Here is an 18,346-nt window from a genome sequence, read left to right as displayed (position 1 = left end):
CCTTTACGGTTTAATGCGGCCCGTTGCCCGGATAGCTCAGTCGGTAGAGCAGGGGATTGAAAATCCCCGTGTCCTTGGTTCGATTCCGAGTCCGGGCACCACTATTTAGAAGAACCAGCCTACGGGCTGGTTTTTTGCTTTTGGGGAAGTGAACTCTTCATCGAATTGAATGATTATTCGACTGCATCAACATCGCCCTCTCCCAACCACTTTTCCAGAGCCAAATAAAAACTACAGCGCTAATCTGCACTAATTTCTAAACGAGGTTCTGGCCTGTATTTTTGAGGAAAGCAGGGACTGGTGGCTCTTTAGAACCCAGGAAGAACAAAATCTACTGAAGCCAAAAATTCAGCGTGATCAGGCCGCAGGTCAGCAGCGCGGTGAGGATTAATTCGAAACTGTAGCGTCGCAACATTATCTGAACTCCAGAAAGAAACACCCGGCAAGCCGGGTGTTTGTGTTAACGCTTCAAGCTAACGGGTAGCCCCGTTGAACTTATGCTGCTGGCTTAACGGCTGGTTTTGCAGCAGCTTTGTGATGTTTTTTCACGTGTTTCTTAGCAGCCTGCGCTTTCTGGGCAACAGGTTTTACTGCTTTTTTGTGATGCTTTTTAGCAGCCTGAGCCTTCTGTGCAGCTGGTTTTACTGCTTTTTTGTGGTGCTTTTTAGCAGCCTGAGCTTTCTGTGCAGCTGGTTTTACTGCTTTTTTGTGGTGCTTTTTAGCAGCCTGAGCTTTCTGCTCGGTGGCTGGCTTAGCGGCTTTTTTGTGTTTCTTTTTAGCGGCCTGAGCTTTCTGAGCGGCAGCTTTTTTGTGTTTCTTATGATGCGTTACTTTTGCAGCTGGAGCTTTAGCAGCAGGAGCAGCGGCGGTGGTTGCCGGCGCAGCAGCAGGTGCAGTAGCGGTAGTGTCAGCAGCGAAAGCGGCAGAAGACAGACCCATAGCAGCGGCAACAACCAGAGCTAATACTTTTTTCATTTCGACATCCTCGAATTTGTTTTCGTGTTTACCCCACTGCGGGGCCGTTGAAATGAACTATAGGCGTGTGGAACAAACTCTTCAGTGAGTGATTGGTATCGGCGTGTAATGAAATGTACAAAGTCAAATTCAGCGATTAGCTACCACATCATGCCGCCTCTTTCCGGCAACACGGCCGTTCACCGCTATGCTAGATTGGCTGACAAACAGACTTCCCCCTACAGGAGCAAAGCATGGCCGCATACTGGATTGCCCACGTCACCGTTCACGACCCTAAGCAGTATCAAAACTATATCGATTTATCCCCCGCGGCTTTTACGCGATACAACGCCCGCTTTTTGGCGCGAGGCGGCAAAGCGGAAGTTGTAGAGGGTGATGCGGCTTTCTCCCGGCATGTCGTCATTGAGTTCGCCGACATGGAAACGGCGCTGGCCTGCTACCACTCACCGGAATACCAGCGCGCTCGTCAGGAAAGGGCCAACGTCGCAGAAGCGATGATCGCTATTGTGGAAGGCCTGCCTGGCTGAGTCTTGCGAACCCAGCCCAGGCTGGGTTTTTAGTCTTTATTGCCTGAAACGTCAGGCCACCCGTTGAGGTCAACGGCTTTATATAAGGTAATCGTAGCCAGCCATCGCCCATCAAAGGTAAGCTGCTCGTGGTCATTCTTTAGGGGAATAGTCATGCATCTACTTTCAGCTATGGAAACCTACGTTCAGGTCATTGATACAGGCTCTTTTTCTGCCGCAGCCAGACGATTGCGCATTGGTCAGCCTGCAATATCAAAAACCATTGCTCAGCTAGAACGTCAGCTTGGCGTAAGGCTGTTATTACGGTCAACCCATGGACTTACCCCTACGGAAGCGGGCAGTAACTTTTACGAACATGCCAGGCGCACACTCAGCGCTGCAGATGAGGCCGTCACCTCCACACGCGGGTTAAGCGCAACGCTGACCGGTCGGCTTCGGGTTAGCGGACCGGTGACGTTTGTTCGGCTGCATATCATGCCGCACCTTGCCGATTTCCTGGCCGAGCATCCGGCACTGGATGTCGATATGTTCCTTGAAGATCGTAACATCGATCTAGTCGAAGGAGGCATAGACGTCGCTCTACGCATGGGGGCTCAGGCTGACTCCTCCCTCACCGCAAGGCGACTGGGGCAAAACCCACGCCTGGTGATGGGCACGCCAGCGTATTTCTCCCGTACCGGCCGTCCGCAGGTACCACAGGATTTACTTAACCACAATGCAGTCATTTACGATCTGCGTGGGGGTGGCTCTGGCTGGGAGTTTCGTCAAGGTAAGCAGCGCGTTCCCGTCACGGTTCATGGGCGGTTACGCACGACCGGCATGGAAGCCGTTCGGGAAGCGGTATTATCCGGGATCGGGCTGTCTATCATGTCTGAATGGATGTTCCGCCGCGAACTTGCCTCAGGTGAAATTCAAGCCGTGTTAACCGACTGGACGTTGCCACCGATCGATCTCTGGGCCGTCTCACCGGCGGGCCGGGCGGCAAGCGCTAAGTCCAAAGCTTTTATCTCTTTCGTTGAAGCACGCGTTTTCGGCAAGCCTTCTCCAGAGAAGCCCTGACCCTCTTCCATTCCCACAGGGAATAAGCACTATTCCCTGCCCCCATCTACCTGCTCCTTTCTTGCGGTGCTGTAATTCTCGCCATCGAGCTAGCCGTATAGCTCTTCAAAATGAGGAAAACCGCATGCAATACCCTACAACGACCCGACTGTTTATTCATGGCCAGTGGCGTGATGCCGCCAATGGAAAAACACAGCCCGTGCTTAACCCGGCAAACGGCCAGCAACTAGGCCAGCTGGCTCACGCCACCCAGCAGGATCTGGATGATGCAGTAGCTTCGGCTCAGCAAGGGTTTGAGACCTGGCGCAATATTCCGGCCATTGAGCGCGGCGTGATTCTGCGCCGTGCTGCGCAGCTGATTCGTGAGCGAGCCGACGCCATTGCGTCACTCATCACTCAGGAACAAGGAAAGCCACTGTCTGAATCCCGCTTTGAAGCCCATGCTGCAGCAGAGATCATCGAATGGTTTGCTGATGAAGGCGTGCGTGTCTACGGGCGCATTGTTCCTTCCAGAGATGCCGCCGTCCAACAGCTAGTCGTTAAAGATCCGGTAGGCGTTGTGGCCGCCTTTACCCCCTGGAACTTCCCGCTGAACCAGGTCGTTCTGAAGCTTGCCGCGGCTCTGGCTGCAGGTTGCTCCATCATCGTCAAAGCTCCGGAAGAAACCCCGGCAAGCCCGGCGGAACTGTTCCGTGCACTTGCGGACGCTGGCGTACCTGCGGGCGTTACCAATCTGGTTTACGGCGACCCGGCAGAAATCTCCGGCTACCTCATCCCGCATCCGGCTGTACGCAAAGTCACGTTTACCGGTTCGACCCCGGTAGGGAAGCAGCTGGCCAGCCTGGCAGGGCAGTATATGAAACGTGTCACAATGGAACTGGGCGGCCATGCGCCCGTTATCATTGCTGAAGATGCCGACATTGAGCTGGCTATTCGGGCGTTGGGCACGGCGAAGTTCCGCAATGCCGGACAGACCTGTATCTCTCCTACCCGCTTCCTGGTGCATGAAAACGTTCGGGCAGCTTTCACCGCCGGGCTGGTTCGCTGGGCAGAAGAATTACGGCCCGGTAACGGCCTGGATGATGCAACCCAGATAGGACCACTCGCTAATGCACGCCGCGTAACGGCTATCGAGACGCTGATTGAAGAGGCGATCGCCAAAGGCGCAAAACTGTTGGCTGGTGGTAAACGAATTGGTCAGCAGGGCAACTTTTACGCGCCAACGGTGCTTGATGATGTGCCTCTCGACGCGCGTATTTTTAACGAAGAGCCTTTTGGGCCGGTCGCGTTAATTCGCGGCTTTACAAGCCTGGAAGACGCCATCAGCGAGGCAAACCGCCTGGATTACGGACTGGCTGCCTATGCTTTTTCGCGTTCGGCCAAAACCATCCACCAGCTTTCACAGCGTATCGAAACCGGCATGCTGTGGGTGAACCAGCCGATGACGCCATCAGCAGAACTGCCGTTTGGCGGCGTAAAAGACTCGGGTTATGGCACTGAAGGCGGTCCGGAAGCCGTAGAGGCGTATCTCAATATTCGCTCGATCTCCATCACTCACGCCTAAAAGAGCGGAAGGGCTATAAACCCAACGCGCTCAGAAAAGTGGCGATCCGTCGCGCAAAGACGGGTCGCTGATAATCCATCAACGCCATCCGCCACAAGCCCTGCAGCCAGGTGGTGATAATGGCCGCCGTTTCCTGCGGATCAAAGCTCTCAGGCAAGGTACCGTGCATCTTATCTTCGCTGAGACGCAGACAAATGGCGTCCTGCACCTTCGCCAGTCCGTTTTTTGCTCGCTCGGCTAACTCCGGTTGAGACAGCACCTCATCGCTGACCATAGCGGCAACCATACAAAGCGGCGAAGACGTTTGTGGGTCATCCAGCGTATTTAGCACCTCAGTAAAAAACGCTCGAACCCCTTCCGCCGCCGTAGATGCACTACGCAACGCGTCCATACGGCGCTGGACAATCTGCTCTTCATAGCGATCGACGCACAGCAAATAGAGGTTTTTTTTGCTTTTTAGCGTGTTGTAAAACGACCCTTCGCCAATCTCCATCGCTTTCAGAAGATCGCGCAGGCCAGTCTCAGCGTAGCCCCGCTGCCAGAAAAGCGCCGTGGCACGATCGAGCGCCTGCTCATAGTCAAAGTTAATTTTTCTCGTCATAGGCCGCAGTATAGCAATTGTAGCAATTGCTACAACTTTATTGACGCCAACGTTCACCCCAGGATATTTTGTAACGGTCGCTACAAATAGTGATTTGTCGTTTACCTTCCCGCCTCACATGGCGGGCTCACTCCTGGAGTTAAGCATGTCCCGTATTATTCATTCAGCAGAACCCTTCACGTTGCCAGCGGCGACGGAAGCCGTCACTCCCTTTCACCTGCATATCCCGGAGAGCGCCATTGAAGACCTGCACTACCGCCTCAGCGGTGTCCGTTGGCCTGAAAAGGAAACCGTAGAAGACTGGTCGCAAGGCGTACCGCTCAATGCGGCAAAGTCGTTGATTCACGACTGGCTGCACCACTACGACTGGCGCAAACTTGAAGCCCGGTTAAACAGCTACCCACAATTCAGGACAAAAATCGACGGGGTGGGGATCTACTTCATTCATGCCCGTTCCCCCCACAAAAACGCCACGCCGATCCTGCTCACGCACGGCTGGCCTGGCTCGGTCATTGAGTTTCTTGAGGTCATTGATCGCTTAACCGATCCAACCCGCTTTGGCGGTATGGAGGATGACGCTTTCCATGTCGTGATACCAGCTATTCCAGGTTACGGATTTTCTGACAAACCAGCGGAAACTGGCTGGAACCCGGGGCGCATTGCGCGAGCATGGGCCGTCCTGATGACTGAACGACTGGGGTATAAGCACTGGGTCGCACAGGGTGGAGACTGGGGGGCCGCAATCACTACCGCGCTGGCCGGTCAGGCACCGGCAGGCCTACTGGCGGCTCATGTAAACCTCCCTATGGTCGTACCGGCCATTCTCCCGGAACAACCGACGGAGGAAGAAAGCAAAGCGCTGGCGGCCATTGAATTATTCGTGTCGAATAAAGCAGGCTACGCCAACCTGATGAACACTCGCCCGCAAACCATCGGCTACGCATTAAGTGACTCACCTGTCGCGCTCGCCGTCTGGATGTACGAAAAGTTCAAAGAATGGACCGACAACCTCGGCAAACCTGAAGATGCACTCAGCCGGGAAAAGATGTTGGATGACATTTCCCTTTACTGGTTTACCGGCACTGGTGTTTCCAGCGCCCGGCTCTATTGGGAAGGCGTTGGCAGCACGATCCGCGGTGCAGACTTCTTCTCTGCCGCGCGCTCCGGCGTAGAAAAGATCAGCGTCCCAATGGGAGCCAGCCTTTTCCCTGCAGAAACCTTTACGCCCCCGCGTGCCTGGGCCGAGGCGGCCTGGAGTAATTTGTTCTACTGGAACGCAGTCGAAAAAGGCGGCCATTTCGCGGCGTTCGAACAACCAGAGATCTTTGCAGGCGAACTGTGGAAGGCCTTTCGCCCCTTCCGGAATCAATCTCCCGCTAACCAAAGTCGATAGCTGCGCCAAAAAACAGGCCGGATTATTCCTGCCCAATATCTAAACAGCCTCCGCTCAGGAGGCTGTCCTTATCGGATCTTCATCCAATGGATTTCTTAGCTTTTTTGATGAAAAGCGCGCGGCTTCAGCCAGGGTTGACCTAAATCAAAGGCCACTCGCTTTTCTCTTCTAAAGCTCACTTTGCACTTCACTTAACCCAAAAAAGATAACGATAATCAAAATCATTTTCATTTATGGGTTTAGTGACATGAAATTGGATCTCCAGGCGCACTTTGCGCTCCCCGGCGGGCAACCCTTTAAAGACAGGCACGCCACCATGCCCTGGCGCGGCGCAATGCCCATCGCCAAAGACCAGCTGGAGCACACCTGGCAGCAGGTGATTGCCAGCCCAACGCCTCCTGGCAAAAGGCTGGTTTATCTCCATATTCCCTTCTGCGCAACGCACTGTACCTTCTGCGGTTTTTACCAGAATCGCTATGAGGCGGACCACTGCGAACGCTACACCGACGCGCTGCTCAGGGAAATCGAGCTGGAGGCCAGCAGCCCGCTGCACCAGTCGGCCCCCATTCACGCCATCTACTTTGGCGGCGGCACGCCTTCGGCGCTGTCAGCCAAAGATTTAGCACGGATTATTCACGCCCTGCGCCGCAGCCTGCCGCTGGCCCCGGACTGCGAAATCACCATTGAAGGTCGGGTGCTGAATTTTGACGATGAGCGTATAGACGCCTGCCTCGACGCCGGTGCCAGCCGCTTCTCCATCGGCATTCAGTCGTTTAACAGTAAAATCCGCAAAAAAATGGCGCGCACCTCCGACGGCCCCACCGCCCGACGCTTTATGGAAAACCTCTGCAAACGCGATCGTGCCGCCGTAGTCTGCGATCTGCTGTTTGGCCTGCCGGGGCAGGATCAAAAGCTGTGGGCCGAAGACCTGGCTATCGCGCGGGACATCGGCCTCGACGGGGTCGATCTGTATGCCCTGAATTTGCTGCCTCAAACGCCGTTGGGTAAAGCAGTGGAAAACGGGCGCGTTACGCTGCCTTCCCCGGCCGAACGCAGAGATTTGTACCTACAAGGCTGCGACTTTATGGACAGCGCAGGCTGGCGCTGTATCAGCAACAGCCACTGGGCGCGCACCACGCGGGAACGCAACCTTTATAACCTGCTGATTAAACAAGGGGCTGACTGCCTGGCCTTTGGCTCCGGCGCGGGCGGCTCGGTTAACGGCTACTCCTGGATGGTTGAACGCAATCTGGAAACCTGGCACACCGCCGTCGCCGCCGGAAAAAAACCGCTGATGATGATGACCCGCACCACTGATCCAGGCTACCGCTGGCGGCATCACCTCCAGGCCGGGATTGAAACCGCCCGCGTGTCGCTCGACGAGCTAACCGCCGATGCGCATCTGCTCCAGCCGCTGCTGACCCAATGGCACGAATCCGGCCTGACCCGGGATGACTCAACCTGTCTGCGTCTGACCGACGAAGGCCGCTTCTGGGCCAGCAATATCTTCCAGTCGCTGCAGACGCTGGTTGCCGCCCTCAATACCCCAATAACAACGGACAAAAAACCACAAGGAGCAACGCTATGACTTCCGTTTCCCTCGCCGATTACTTAAAAACCCAGCCGGACGGCACGCTGGAATCTATTGCCGCACAATATAATGTCACCCTACTGGATGTTGTCTCCCAGCTCCCCGCTCAGGCGCTGGTTAGCGGCGAGCTGTTCGACACCGTCTGGGATACCGTTGTCGAATGGGGCAGCGTCACCACGCTGGTACACACTACTGACCTGATTATTGAATTCTCCGGCGAACTGCCTTCGGGCTTCCACCGCCACGGCTACTTCAACCTGCGCGGCAAAAAAGGCATGACGGGGCATATCAAAGCGGCCAACTGCGCCCATATCGCTTTGGTGGAACGCAAGTTTATGGGGATGGACACCGCCTCAATTCTGTTCTTCAATCAGGCGGGCAGCGCGATGCTGAAAATCTTCATCGGGCGCGACGATCACCGCCAATTACTGGCAGACCAGCTAACGGCTTTTCGTGCGCTGGCAGAGAAACTTAAGGGAAATATTGCATGACGCCATGGTTAATTTTTGGGGCCGGAGGCAAAGGCGTGGGCGCGCTAACCGCGAAACTGGCGCTGGCGGAGAACCGCCCCGTTGTTGCGCTGGTGCGTAATGAAGAGTCCGCCGCAAAACTGCGCGAGGCGGGTGCTCAGGTGATTATCGGTGACGCCTGTAATGCAGACGCTGTCGCAGAAGCCTGTCGCCTGGCGGGCAAGGACGCCACGGTCATTTCGACGATGGGCGGTTCACAGGATTACCAGGCACACCGCACGGTTATCGACTGCGCCGAAAAAGCCGGGATCTCACGCATGGTGCTGGTCACCTCTTTAGGCTGTGGGGAAAGCTGGGCTTACTTGTCCGATCGCGCAAAAGCGGGCTTCGGCCAGGCAGTGCGGGAAAAATCTCTCGCCGAAAGCTGGCTGCAAACTAGCACGCTGGACTTTGCTATTGTGCGCCCCGGCGGCCTGCTTCACGGCGAGCCAACCGGTAAAGCTGTGCTAAGCCAGGCTCCCGAAATACACGGCATGGTGATGCGGGCCGATGTCGCCGCGCACGTCGCAGAACTGGCAAAATCCGTTCACCTGAATCACCAGGTCTATGGTCTCGTTGAACCAGGGCTAAAACCGGCCTGATGCTTCTTATTTATCTCGCCTCGCCTCTTTTTGGCGGGGTGATCTTTTAACAATAAAACATTATTATCATTCCGTTCTAACTTTATTATTTGCAATGGAAATGTCTCTTGTGCAGAAAAATATTCAAAAGCTGCTGAACAGCACGGCAATGCTTCACGAGGGCTATCGGCAGGCAAAAATTCGATATGCCAGTCAGGTAGCGCCGGACTTCAAATTATTTCAATTTTTTAACATAAATGAAAACACATTATCCCGCTGCCTTGCCTATCTTCTGGATCCTCAGGAAGATCATGCTCAGGGGGATCTCTTTCTTTCGAATTTCTATAATTCAATAGGACTCACTGAAAGTATATCCATTAATAAATCAACTCAGGTTTTTACTGAATACACTATACTAAACCAAAGAAGAATAGACATATACATCGCCAGCAAAGAGATTCTTATAGGCGTAGAAAACAAACCCTGGGCTGCCGACCAAATAGACCAGCTCTATGATTATTCAAACTGGCTAGCAAATGAAGCCAAGAAAAAAAACAGCGGTTGGTTAATGGTTTATCTTTGTAACAATGAGATCAATGACTTCACACTTCGCCCTGAAACATCCCAGGATCTCAGAAGAAACATTATACAATTCACTTTTTATCAGTTAGCAGAATGGCTTGCTGCCTGCGCTCCACATATTAAAGCACCACAGGTTCGCTGTTTTGTTGATGCACTAATACAATTTACCCGTGAAGATATAAATGGAGAGACAAACGTGGATTTTGAAAAAGAACTAACAGAGAACGTAATAGCCTCTCCACAGAATCTTAATGCGGCATTTCTTATCGCTCAAAGCATGAGAAAAGTAAAAGAACAACTTTGGATTGACTTCCTATCTTATTTAAAAAAAGAACTTCAACCTAAAGGCATTACCCTTGATTATAATAACCAACTTCTTACGGGAAGCAAGGAAGCTGATTTTCATTTTTACTTTTCAGGGGAAGATGATTTCACCCTGTGCTGGCAATTTGAGAAACCAAACTATTGCGGTTTCTGTTGGGGAATAAGCAGTTCAGATATCATGTCCAAAAAGAACCAGCGCCTCTATTTCCCTCTTATTTCTGAAGCGATGAATGATATATACCCTGAGCTGGAAGCTCACACCCAAAAAGAAGGATGGTGGCCATGGTGGACCTATACCGACGAAAGCATGCATGTGCCACGTAACTGGGGCTTGGATCCAGACGCATGGTCCCTCCTGGTCGAACGAGGAGAAGGCAGTTTTGCTCAGTCAGTCATCAACATCGTGACTAAGGTTCAGGCCGAGATAAATTTAAATCTCTTTAGCGTATCGGCGTAGCCTGTAACGCCGCGCCGGGCTTTCGCTTTTCTGGCGGTATAGCCCGGCAGGCTCTTCCCTCTTGCTACACTTCAAGATAGTTTCGTCAGATAACTAACCTGAGAAGAAGGCAGATCACGCGATGTCCGAACACAACTACCAGCCCCCAAAAGTCTGGACCTGGAACAAGACCGAAGCCGGTCAGTTCTCCAGCATCAACCGCCCGATTTCCGGCCCAACCCACGAAAAAACGCTGCCAGTCGGCAAACACCCGCTGCAGCTTTACTCCCTCGGCACGCCGAACGGGCAGAAAGTCACGATTCTGCTCGAAGAGCTACTGGCGCTGGGCATCAGCGGGGCAGAATACGACGCGCACCTGATTCGCATCGGTGAAGGCGATCAGTTCTCCAGCGGTTTTGTGGAAGTAAACCCGAACTCCAAGATCCCGGCGCTGTTTGACCACTCCGTCACGCCGCCGCTGCGCGTATTTGAGTCCGGCAACATCCTGCTTTACCTCGCAGAAAAATTCGGCCACTTCCTGCCGAAAGACATCGCCGGGCGCACCGAAACGCTGAACTGGCTGTTCTGGCTGCAGGGTTCCGCCCCTTACTTGGGCGGCGGCTTCGGGCACTTCTACCACTATGCGCCGGTCAAAATTGAGTACGCCATCAACCGCTTCGCAATGGAAACCAAGCGTCAGTTGGATGTGCTCGATAAACAGCTGGAGAAACATCGCTTTATCGCCGGAGATGAATACACGATCGCCGATATTGCCATCTTTACCTGGTACGGTGCGCTGGCCAAAGGCGGCCTGTACGAATCCGCCGAGTTCCTCGACATAGCCTCCTACAAACACTTTGGCCGCTGGGCCGATGAAGTGGCTAACCGCCCGGCGGTGAAGCGTGGCCGCATCGTGAACCGCACCTGGGGCGATGTGCAGCTGGCCGAGCGCCACGATGCTTCAGATTTTGATGCATTAGGGTTGTAAGCTTTCACGACAATCCTCTCTCAGGAAGGGAGAGGATCTATTTCATATCGTAGTTATTCCGTTCACCCATAGATCTGTTTTCCCTGCATGTTCAGAGCACGGTGAACGTGTCAGGGAGATAACGCCATCTCCCTGACAACCCTGGCGCCCGGCGAGCTCATCGCCGCTGAAGCGGTAAACCCACCGACTATCACCCAAACATTCGGGGTCGTTCGCGATTCGTTCCCGACGATCGCTCTCTTTCGCTGTTCCCGACAGCTCAACCCCACCTGAGTTGGGTCATAACCGGGGGCGATGAGAGCCGGGGACAAGGGCATGGCTGCAAGACCTAAAGCGACTGTGACGTTCTGCGTGGCTGTAGGTTTAAAGCGAGGCACGGTTCCGGCTTAAATCGCCTCCGTTTTCTCTCCGACTGGCCAGGGTCCGGCCGTCGGGAACGGCCGGAGGCTGAGAGCGTCGGGAACGCATCTCAACCGACCCAGGACTGGGAGATAAAACGGAGGTCTGCCGCTTCAGCGGTCGATTTATTTCGCCGGGAGTCCGGGGTCTCGGGGGAGTGACGGTGACTCCCCCGAGCCGTTCACAGATACGGTGTCTGTATATAAAACAGGGGTAGCAGTGAACGGACCTTAGCCAATCCGGCATAGACCGAGAACTTTGTAGTAAAGAAACAACCTGAATGAGTTCCCCCACGTTTAAATCACACAAATGATAATAGTTTGCATTTAATTATAGCAACAGCTATGTTTTATAGCACTTGCTATAAACGCTGAATCTATAATCACTCGTGAGGGAAGACGATGCCCGGGAAACTGAAGTTAACGCAAAGTATTGTCGCTGCCGCCGCCGCGCTGGCGATGCTATTGGGTGCCGCTCAGGCGCAGGCCAAATTTAAGGCGATCACCACCTTTACTATCATCGCCGATATGGCGCAGAACGTGGCCGGCGACGCGGCCGACGTGGAGTCCATCACCAAGCCTGGCGCGGAAATTCACGAATATCAGCCGACGCCGGGGGACATTCGTCGGGCGCAGGGTGCTCAGCTAATTCTGACCAACGGACTGAATCTGGAACTCTGGTTCGCGAAGTTTTATCAACATCTGAAAGGCGTGCCCGAAGTTGTCGTCACCACCGGCATTCAGCCCACGGGCATTACCGAAGGCCCTTATAACGGCAAACCTAACCCTCACGCATGGATGTCCCCACAAAATGCGCTGATCTACGTCGATAACATCCGGGATGCGTTCGTTAAATACGATCCTGGCAACGCGGCGACCTATACCCGAAACGCCGAAGCCTACAAACAGAAAATTCAGCAGACCATCGAGCCGCTTCGCAACGAACTGGCAAAAATTCCGGCGGATAAACGCTGGCTGGTCACCAGCGAAGGCGCTTTTTCCTACCTGGCCAACGACTTTGGCCTGAAGGAACTCTACCTGTGGCCGATCAACGCCGACCAGCAGGGCACCCCGCAGCAGGTGCGCAAAGTGATCGACAGCATTCGAAAATACCAGATCCCGACGATCTTCAGCGAAAGCACCATCTCCGACAAACCTGCTCGCCAGGCAGCGCGGGAGTCTGGCGCACATTATGGCGGCGTGCTTTATGTCGATTCTTTGAGTGCCGCAGACGGCCCGGTACCCACCTACCTTGACCTGCTGCGCGTCACCACCAGCACCATCGTGAACGGCATCAATGCAGGGCTGAAAAAATGAGTCGTCGTCCCGGCATAGTCGTTCAGGACGCCAGCGTCACCTATCGCAATGGCCACACCGCGCTGCGGGCGGCCAGCTTTGAAATCCCGACCGGCACCATTGCGGCGCTGGTGGGCGTCAACGGTTCCGGGAAATCAACGCTGTTTAAAGCGATCATGGGCTTTGTGCGCCTGGCCAACGGCAGCATCTCGATTCTGGATATGCCCACGAAAAAAGCACTGCGCCACAATCTGGTGGCCTATGTGCCGCAGTCCGAGGATGTGGACTGGACGTTCCCGGTGCTGGTGGAAGACGTGGTAATGATGGGCCGCTTTGGCCATATGGGGATGCTGCGAATTCCCGGCAAAGCTGACAAACTGGCGGTAGACAACGCCCTTGCCCGCGTCGGCATGAGTGATTTCCGCAAGCGCCAAATCGGCGAACTGTCCGGCGGCCAGAAAAAACGCGTGTTTCTCGCCCGGGCGATTGCCCAGGACGGCCAGGTTATTCTGCTGGACGAACCGTTTACCGGCGTGGATGTGAAAACGGAAGAGCAGATCATCGCCCTGCTGCGCGAGCTGCGGGACGAAGGCCGCACGATGCTGGTCTCAACCCACAACCTCGGCGCCGTCACCGACTATTGCGACTATACCGTGCTGGTGAAAGGTACCGTGCTGGCCTGCGGCCCGACCGACGTCACCTTTACCCAGGCCAACCTGGAGCTGGCGTTCAGCGGCGTGCTGCGCCACGTCACCTTAACAGGGAAAGAAACCAGCGTCCTCACCGACGACGAAAGGCCGTTTATCCACGGCGCGGCGTTAAAAGGGGAGCCTTAATGTCCGTCCTGCTCGAACCGTTTAGCTATGGCTACATGTTTAACGCCATCTGGGTATCAGCCCTGGTCGGCGGCGTGTGCGCGTTCCTCTCCTGCTACCTGATGCTGAAAGGCTGGTCGCTGATCGGCGATGCCCTTTCCCACTCCATCGTGCCCGGCGTCGCTGGGGCCTATATGCTTGGTCTGCCGTTTTCCATCGGCGCATTTTTCTCCGGCGGCCTCGCCGCAGGCACCATGCTGTTTTTAAACCAGCGCACACGCCTGCGCGAAGACACCATCATTGGCCTTATCTTTTCCTCATTCTTTGGCCTCGGGCTGTTTATGGTTTCGCTCAACCCGACGTCGGTAAACATCCAGACCATCGTGCTCGGCAATATTCTCGCCATCGCCCCGTCGGATATCGTGCAGCTGGCGATTATCGGCTTTGTCTCGCTGGCGATTCTGCTGTTGAAGTGGAAAGACCTGATGGTGACCTTCTTCGACGAAAACCACGCGCGTTCCATTGGTCTTAACCCGCTGTGGCTCAAAGGATTGTTCTTCACCCTGCTGTCGGCCACCACCGTGGCGGCGCTGCAAACTGTTGGCGCGTTTCTGGTGATTTGCATGGTGGTCACGCCGGGTGCAACGGCTTATCTGCTGACGGATCGTTTCCCAAAATTACTGATTATTTCCGTCACATTAGGGACTTTTACCAGCGCATTCGGCACCTGGATAAGCTATTTCCTCGACGGTGCCACCGGCGGCATTATCGTGGTGCTGCAAACGCTTATTTTCCTGCTGACCTTCGTGTTTGCCCCCAAACACGGCCTGCTGGCTAACCGTCGGCGCGCGCGCCTGAGCCTGGAGCAAACGCCATGAGCCTGATAGATACTCTGCTTTCTCCCTTCCAGTTTGGCTTTATGATCAACGCCCTGACCATGACCACACTGGTCGCCATTCCGTGTGCGCTGCTCTCCTGCTTCCTGGTGCTAAAAGGCTGGGCGCTGATGGGCGATGCTATGAGCCACGCGGTCTTCCCCGGCGTGGTGATCGCCTGGATGGTCGGCCTGCCGCTGGGCCTCGGCGCGTTCGTGGCCGGGCTGTTTTGCGCCTTTGCCACCGGTTATCTGCAGGACAATAGCCGCATCAAGCGCGACACGGTGATGGGCATCGTTTTCTCCGGCATGTTTGGCGCGGGCCTCGTGCTCTACGTCTACCTGAAGCCAGATATCCATCTCGACCACATTCTGTTCGGCGATATGCTGGGCGTGAGCGGCAGTGATATTCTGCAAACGGGTGCTATCGTGCTGCTAACAGTGATTGTTGTAGGGCTAAAATGGCGGGACTTGCTGCTGCATGCCTTCGACCCGATTCAGGCCCAGGTCTCCGGCCTGAACGTGAAGCTGCTGAACTACGGCCTGCTCTGCCTGGTCTCGCTGACCATCGTCGCGGCGCTGAAGGCGGTGGGGATTATCCTTGCGATTTCCCTGCTTATCGCACCTGGCGCTATCGCTTCGCTGCTGACCCGCACCTTTAAAGGCATGATGCTGGTCGCGCTTGGGCAGGCCATCGTGACGTCATTTCTTGGCGTCTATCTTTCCTTCTTTATCGACAGCGCCCCCGCGCCGACCATCGTTGTGCTTTCTGCCTTAGTCTTCATCGCGGCATTTATCCGGGCGACGATCAAGCAACGGCGTATGGAAGCGATTAGTGAGCCATTCTGAATCCGCATGAAGCGACCCTGGCAACGGTTTTATGGTACAAAGTACCTTCTCTTTTTTGCACAAGTACCAGGGTCGCGCCATGAGCTACACCATCGATATTATCTCCTGCATCACCGACCGCTTCGTTGAGCTGACCGCTACCGAAAAGCGCATCGCGCAGTTTATTCTGGACGATGTGCAAACTGCCGCGGCGCTGCCCATTTCGGAAATGGCGCGCCAGACGCAAACCAGCCAGGCATCGATAACCCGCTTTGCCCGCGCCATCGGCTGTAAGGACGTACGAGAACTGAAGGTCAAACTCGCCCAATCGCTGGCGGTGGGGCAGCGCTTTATTCTCGATGTGCCGGACCTGGAAGGCGTGCAGGGGATCTACGAAACCATCATCAACGTGCTGGATATCAATCGCCGCGCGCTGAACCCGGAGTCACTCAACAAGGCCGTAACCTGGCTGAGCAATGCACGGCAAATCCTGGCGCTGGGCATGGGCGGCGGATCAACCATTTGCGCGCAGGAGTTACAGTTCCGCCTGTTTCGCCTTGGGCTACCGGTCGTCAGTCAGAGCGATGGCCTGCTGGCGAGAATGATGGCGGCGTCAGTCGCCTCCAACGATGTGGTGGTGGCGCTATCGTTGGGAGGTTACACGCCGGAAGTGGTGGAGAGCGCGGCCATTGCCCGCCAGTACGGCGCAAAGATCATCGCCATTACCCCGCAGGGAACACCGCTCGCCGAGCAGGCGGACATCGTATTACCGCTGATTATTCGTGAGAACGACTACATTTTTAAGCCGAGCACTTCGCGTTACGCCATGCTGGCGATGATTGATGTGCTGGCCACCGAACTGGCGATGGCCAACAAAAGCCAGGCGAAGGACCGACTGCGCCGCATCAAGCTGGCGCTGGACAGCCATCGCGGCGGGGCAGACAGGCAGCCGCTCGGCGATTAAGCCCGGTCGGCGCGGTAGCAGGTCACGTCCACTTCAACTTTACAGTCCACCACCAGGTCCGCCACGCAGCACACACGGGCCGGCGGGTGGTCGCCGAAGAATTCCCGGAACACTTTATTGAAGGACTGGAAGTAGCGGGCATCAGTCAGATAGACCTTCACGTGTACCACGTCAGCGAGGGTGTAGCCCGCTTCGGTCATGATATCCACGCAGTTTTGAATCGCCAGCCGCGACTGGTCGACAATCCCGCCTTCAACCACTTCGCCGTCTTTCATCGGCGTCTGGCCGGACACATACAGCCACCCGGCCGCTTCGACAGCTTTGGCAAAAGGCAGGGGCTGCCCGCCGGTACCTGTGCTGCCGCCCACGCCATAACGTTTAATGCTCATCATTGCTCCTTGTTGATCGGTTTACCCTCACCCTAACCCTCTCCCTGAAAGGGAGAGGGGACAAACGTCCAGTCCAGAACCCGATCTCCCCTCTGGGGAGAGGGCCGGGGTGAGGGGCTAAATTTATACTCACTTCTGGCGACGCAAGAACCGCCCCGCACGACCAGTCACCTTCTGCTCGAGCCCGTAGCTCATCACGCCGTTCACCATCACCGCTTCAATACCCGCCGCAGGCTGCTTCGGGTTACTAAAGCTTGCGACGTCGCGCACTGTCAGCGGGTCGAACAACACCAGGTCAGCATAATAACCGCGCTTCACCAGGCCGCGATCGGGCAACTGAAAACGCGTCGCCGACATCCCCGTCATCTTATGCACCGCCTGCGTCAGCGGGAAAAGCTTCTCATCACGGCTGTAGTGCCCCAGCACACGGGGAAACGCACCCCAGAGACGAGGATGCGGCATCGGGTCGTTCGGCAGCCCGTCTGATCCCACCATTGTCGCCGGATAGCGCAGCACGCGCCGTACGTCCTGCTCGTCCATGTTGTAGTAAATCGCGCCCGCGGGCATCAGTAATTTTCCCGCTTCGTGAAGTGACATCGACCAGTCGTCAGCAATTTGCTTCAGCGACCGCCCGGCGACCTCCGGGTGCGGTTCAGACCAGGTAATCACGATCTCGAACTCGTCGGTGATCTGTTTCATGTCCAGCGTTGAAGAGCTGGCGGAATACGGGTAGCAGTCGCAGGAGACATCCTGCTGCTCGCGCACCTTATCGAACAGTTTCAGCGTTTCAACCGTGCGGCCCCAGTTTTTCGCCCCGGCGCATTTGTGGTGCGACACCACAACCGGCACGTTCCCGTGGCGACCAATGCGGAAAGCCTCATCCAGCGCCTCCAGAATCGGCTCAAACTCGGAGCGCAAATGGGTGGTGTAAATCCCCTTCTCCGCCGCCAGCTCTTCCGCCAACGCCATCACTTCTTCGGTGGTGGACTGGAACGCGCTGGCATAGGCCAGGCCGGTGCTCAGCCCCAGTGCCCCCTGCTGCAGCGCTTGCTTTAGCTGGCCGCGCATGGCGAGAATCTCCGCTTCCGTCGCCGGGCGGAACAAATCATCCATCTGGTTATTGCGCAGCGCGGTATGGCCAATCAGCGTGCCCACGTTAATGGCCGGGCGAGCCTGCTCCACGGCATGGGCGTACGCTTCGACGGTGGGATAAACAAACTGGTGCGCCTCGCCCAGCAGATTCATCGGATCAGGCACAAGAGCGTTGATGGTCGCCCCCGCCGCGCTGATGCCGCAGTTGCCAACGATCACCGTGGTAATGCCCTGGCTAATCTTCGGCAGATATTCAGGAAAACGAATCACGTTAATGTCGTCATGCGTATGAACATCAATAAACCCCGGCGCTAATACCCGCCCGCTACCGTCGATCTCATGCACGGCCTCGCCGGAAATCCCCGGGGCAATCTCTGCGATTCGGTCACCCTGCACCGCCACATCAGCCAGGTATTCCGCGCCGCCGGAGCCGTCAATCACGGTGACATTCCTGAAGAGATAATCGAACTTCATCTGCGCCTCACGCCAGTCATAATCTGCGTGCAAGTTAACCATTTACAAGCCTTAAAAACAGTGAAAAACTAAACAAAACCCTTGCA

The 18,346-nt window shown here is 55.5% G+C and carries 18 protein-coding genes and 1 tRNA gene; 15 read left to right on the top strand and 4 right to left on the bottom strand.

Features of this window, described 5'->3' with window-relative positions; genetic code table 11:
* Positions 1 to 25 precede the first annotated feature (25 nt).
* Positions 26 to 101: transfer RNA gene (locus tag LH23_RS07090), tRNA-Phe, on the top strand.
* A 394-nt stretch (positions 102 to 495) separates the two neighbouring features.
* Here the strand turns inward: LH23_RS07090 and asr are convergent.
* A complete protein-coding gene (gene asr, locus LH23_RS23340; protein ID WP_071842699.1) occupies positions 496 to 975 on the bottom strand; it encodes an acid resistance repetitive basic protein Asr in 480 nt (159 codons plus the stop codon).
* A gap of 233 nt (positions 976 to 1,208) precedes the next feature.
* Here asr and LH23_RS07080 point away from each other — a divergent pair, with 233 nt between their 5' ends.
* The 3 genes from LH23_RS07080 (at position 1,209) to LH23_RS07070 (ending at position 4,125) form a co-directional block, all read left to right on the top strand.
* Positions 1,209 to 1,502 (top strand): DUF1330 domain-containing protein, encoded by a 294-nt coding sequence (locus LH23_RS07080; RefSeq protein WP_039289486.1) that lies wholly within the window; start codon positions 1,209 to 1,211, stop codon positions 1,500 to 1,502.
* Between the two features lie 153 nt (positions 1,503 to 1,655).
* The gene (locus tag LH23_RS07075) at positions 1,656 to 2,561 is read left to right on the top strand and encodes a LysR family transcriptional regulator (protein WP_039289483.1); all 906 of its coding nucleotides are present in this window, start codon (positions 1,656 to 1,658) and stop codon (positions 2,559 to 2,561) included.
* Positions 2,562 to 2,685: 124 nt separating this feature from the next.
* Positions 2,686 to 4,125 carry an NAD-dependent succinate-semialdehyde dehydrogenase gene (locus LH23_RS07070; RefSeq protein ID WP_039289480.1) on the top strand — a complete coding sequence of 480 codons (1,440 nt, stop codon included), beginning with the start codon at positions 2,686 to 2,688 and terminating at the stop codon, positions 4,123 to 4,125.
* 13 nt (positions 4,126 to 4,138) lie between these two features.
* Here LH23_RS07070 and LH23_RS07065 read toward each other — a convergent pair whose 3' ends face one another.
* Positions 4,139 to 4,726, bottom strand: coding sequence for a TetR/AcrR family transcriptional regulator (locus tag LH23_RS07065; RefSeq protein ID WP_039289476.1), 588 nt, complete (start codon positions 4,724 to 4,726; stop codon positions 4,139 to 4,141).
* Between the two features lie 145 nt (positions 4,727 to 4,871).
* Here LH23_RS07065 and LH23_RS07060 point away from each other — a divergent pair, with 145 nt between their 5' ends.
* The 11 genes from LH23_RS07060 (at position 4,872) to LH23_RS07010 (ending at position 16,305) form a co-directional block, all read left to right on the top strand.
* Positions 4,872 to 6,119 carry an epoxide hydrolase family protein gene (locus LH23_RS07060; protein ID WP_052050140.1) on the top strand — a complete coding sequence of 416 codons (1,248 nt, stop codon included), beginning with the start codon at positions 4,872 to 4,874 and terminating at the stop codon, positions 6,117 to 6,119.
* Between the two features lie 247 nt (positions 6,120 to 6,366).
* A complete protein-coding gene (hutW, locus tag LH23_RS07055; RefSeq protein WP_039289474.1) occupies positions 6,367 to 7,707 on the top strand; it encodes a heme anaerobic degradation radical SAM methyltransferase ChuW/HutW in 1,341 nt (446 codons plus the stop codon).
* Complete coding sequence (gene hutX / locus LH23_RS07050) at positions 7,704 to 8,201, top strand: heme utilization cystosolic carrier protein HutX (protein ID WP_039289472.1); 498 nt, start codon at positions 7,704 to 7,706, stop codon at positions 8,199 to 8,201. Before hutW ends, hutX begins: the two co-directional genes overlap by 4 nt.
* Positions 8,198 to 8,821 carry an SDR family oxidoreductase gene (locus LH23_RS07045; protein WP_039289470.1) on the top strand — a complete coding sequence of 208 codons (624 nt, stop codon included), beginning with the start codon at positions 8,198 to 8,200 and terminating at the stop codon, positions 8,819 to 8,821. Before hutX ends, LH23_RS07045 begins: the two co-directional genes overlap by 4 nt.
* A gap of 109 nt (positions 8,822 to 8,930) precedes the next feature.
* The gene (locus LH23_RS07040) at positions 8,931 to 10,163 is read left to right on the top strand and encodes a PD-(D/E)XK nuclease family protein (protein ID WP_197062506.1); all 1,233 of its coding nucleotides are present in this window, start codon (positions 8,931 to 8,933) and stop codon (positions 10,161 to 10,163) included.
* Between the two features lie 121 nt (positions 10,164 to 10,284).
* Positions 10,285 to 11,130: a glutathione-dependent disulfide-bond oxidoreductase gene (gene yghU, locus LH23_RS07035; protein ID WP_039289466.1), complete on the top strand. Its 846-nt coding sequence runs from the start codon at positions 10,285 to 10,287 to the stop codon at positions 11,128 to 11,130.
* 800 nt (positions 11,131 to 11,930) lie between these two features.
* Positions 11,931 to 12,845 carry a metal ABC transporter substrate-binding protein gene (locus LH23_RS07030; RefSeq protein ID WP_039289464.1) on the top strand — a complete coding sequence of 305 codons (915 nt, stop codon included), beginning with the start codon at positions 11,931 to 11,933 and terminating at the stop codon, positions 12,843 to 12,845.
* A complete protein-coding gene (locus tag LH23_RS07025) occupies positions 12,842 to 13,660 on the top strand; it encodes a manganese/iron ABC transporter ATP-binding protein (protein WP_039289462.1) in 819 nt (272 codons plus the stop codon). The genes LH23_RS07030 and LH23_RS07025 overlap by 4 nt, the downstream gene beginning before the upstream one ends.
* Positions 13,660 to 14,517, top strand: coding sequence for an iron/manganese ABC transporter permease subunit SitC (gene sitC / locus LH23_RS07020; protein ID WP_008453328.1), 858 nt, complete (start codon positions 13,660 to 13,662; stop codon positions 14,515 to 14,517). The genes LH23_RS07025 and sitC overlap by 1 nt, the downstream gene beginning before the upstream one ends.
* The gene (locus tag LH23_RS07015) at positions 14,514 to 15,362 is read left to right on the top strand and encodes a metal ABC transporter permease (RefSeq protein WP_039289459.1); all 849 of its coding nucleotides are present in this window, start codon (positions 14,514 to 14,516) and stop codon (positions 15,360 to 15,362) included. Before sitC ends, LH23_RS07015 begins: the two co-directional genes overlap by 4 nt.
* A gap of 79 nt (positions 15,363 to 15,441) precedes the next feature.
* Positions 15,442 to 16,305: a MurR/RpiR family transcriptional regulator gene (locus LH23_RS07010; RefSeq protein ID WP_008453334.1), complete on the top strand. Its 864-nt coding sequence runs from the start codon at positions 15,442 to 15,444 to the stop codon at positions 16,303 to 16,305.
* Here the strand turns inward: LH23_RS07010 and LH23_RS07005 are convergent.
* Both LH23_RS07005 and LH23_RS07000 read right to left on the bottom strand, forming a co-directional pair.
* Positions 16,302 to 16,694 (bottom strand): RidA family protein, encoded by a 393-nt coding sequence (locus LH23_RS07005; protein WP_039289455.1) that lies wholly within the window; start codon positions 16,692 to 16,694, stop codon positions 16,302 to 16,304. The two genes, LH23_RS07010 and LH23_RS07005, sit on opposite strands and share 4 nt — an antisense overlap.
* Positions 16,695 to 16,823: 129 nt before the next feature.
* Positions 16,824 to 18,260, bottom strand: a complete 1,437-nt coding sequence (locus tag LH23_RS07000; RefSeq protein ID WP_039296431.1) for an N-acyl-D-amino-acid deacylase family protein — start codon at positions 18,258 to 18,260, stop codon at positions 16,824 to 16,826.
* Positions 18,261 to 18,346: the final 86 nt, after the last annotated feature.

Source organism: Cedecea neteri (genome assembly GCF_000758305.1).
Lineage (GTDB): Bacteria > Pseudomonadota > Gammaproteobacteria > Enterobacterales > Enterobacteriaceae > Cedecea > Cedecea neteri_C.
Note: the sequence above shows the minus strand (reverse complement) of the source record. Positions and strands in the feature narration are given on the sequence as shown.

Bases quoted from the DNA above. Each gene is read 5' to 3' on its own strand.
- LH23_RS07075 (WP_039289483.1), top strand. From the start codon at position 1,656: ATGCATCTACTTTCAGCTATGGAAACCTACGTTCAGGTCATTGATACA.
- LH23_RS07080 (WP_039289486.1), top strand. From the start codon at position 1,209: ATGGCCGCATACTGGATTGCCCACGTCACCGTTCACGACCCTAAGCAG.
- LH23_RS07010 (WP_008453334.1), top strand. From the start codon at position 15,442: ATGAGCTACACCATCGATATTATCTCCTGCATCACCGACCGCTTCGTT.
- LH23_RS07065 (WP_039289476.1), bottom strand. From the start codon at position 4,726: ATGACGAGAAAAATTAACTTTGACTATGAGCAGGCGCTCGATCGTGCC.
- LH23_RS07025 (WP_039289462.1), top strand. From the start codon at position 12,842: ATGAGTCGTCGTCCCGGCATAGTCGTTCAGGACGCCAGCGTCACCTAT.
- LH23_RS07005 (WP_039289455.1), bottom strand. From the start codon at position 16,694: ATGAGCATTAAACGTTATGGCGTGGGCGGCAGCACAGGTACCGGCGGG.
- hutW (WP_039289474.1), top strand. From the start codon at position 6,367: ATGAAATTGGATCTCCAGGCGCACTTTGCGCTCCCCGGCGGGCAACCC.
- LH23_RS07060 (WP_052050140.1), top strand. From the start codon at position 4,872: ATGTCCCGTATTATTCATTCAGCAGAACCCTTCACGTTGCCAGCGGCG.
- LH23_RS07015 (WP_039289459.1), top strand. From the start codon at position 14,514: ATGAGCCTGATAGATACTCTGCTTTCTCCCTTCCAGTTTGGCTTTATG.
- LH23_RS07030 (WP_039289464.1), top strand. From the start codon at position 11,931: ATGCCCGGGAAACTGAAGTTAACGCAAAGTATTGTCGCTGCCGCCGCC.
- yghU (WP_039289466.1), top strand. From the start codon at position 10,285: ATGTCCGAACACAACTACCAGCCCCCAAAAGTCTGGACCTGGAACAAG.
- sitC (WP_008453328.1), top strand. From the start codon at position 13,660: ATGTCCGTCCTGCTCGAACCGTTTAGCTATGGCTACATGTTTAACGCC.
- LH23_RS07000 (WP_039296431.1), bottom strand. From the start codon at position 18,260: ATGAAGTTCGATTATCTCTTCAGGAATGTCACCGTGATTGACGGCTCC.
- LH23_RS07070 (WP_039289480.1), top strand. From the start codon at position 2,686: ATGCAATACCCTACAACGACCCGACTGTTTATTCATGGCCAGTGGCGT.
- LH23_RS07045 (WP_039289470.1), top strand. From the start codon at position 8,198: ATGACGCCATGGTTAATTTTTGGGGCCGGAGGCAAAGGCGTGGGCGCG.
- asr (WP_071842699.1), bottom strand. From the start codon at position 975: ATGAAAAAAGTATTAGCTCTGGTTGTTGCCGCTGCTATGGGTCTGTCT.
- hutX (WP_039289472.1), top strand. From the start codon at position 7,704: ATGACTTCCGTTTCCCTCGCCGATTACTTAAAAACCCAGCCGGACGGC.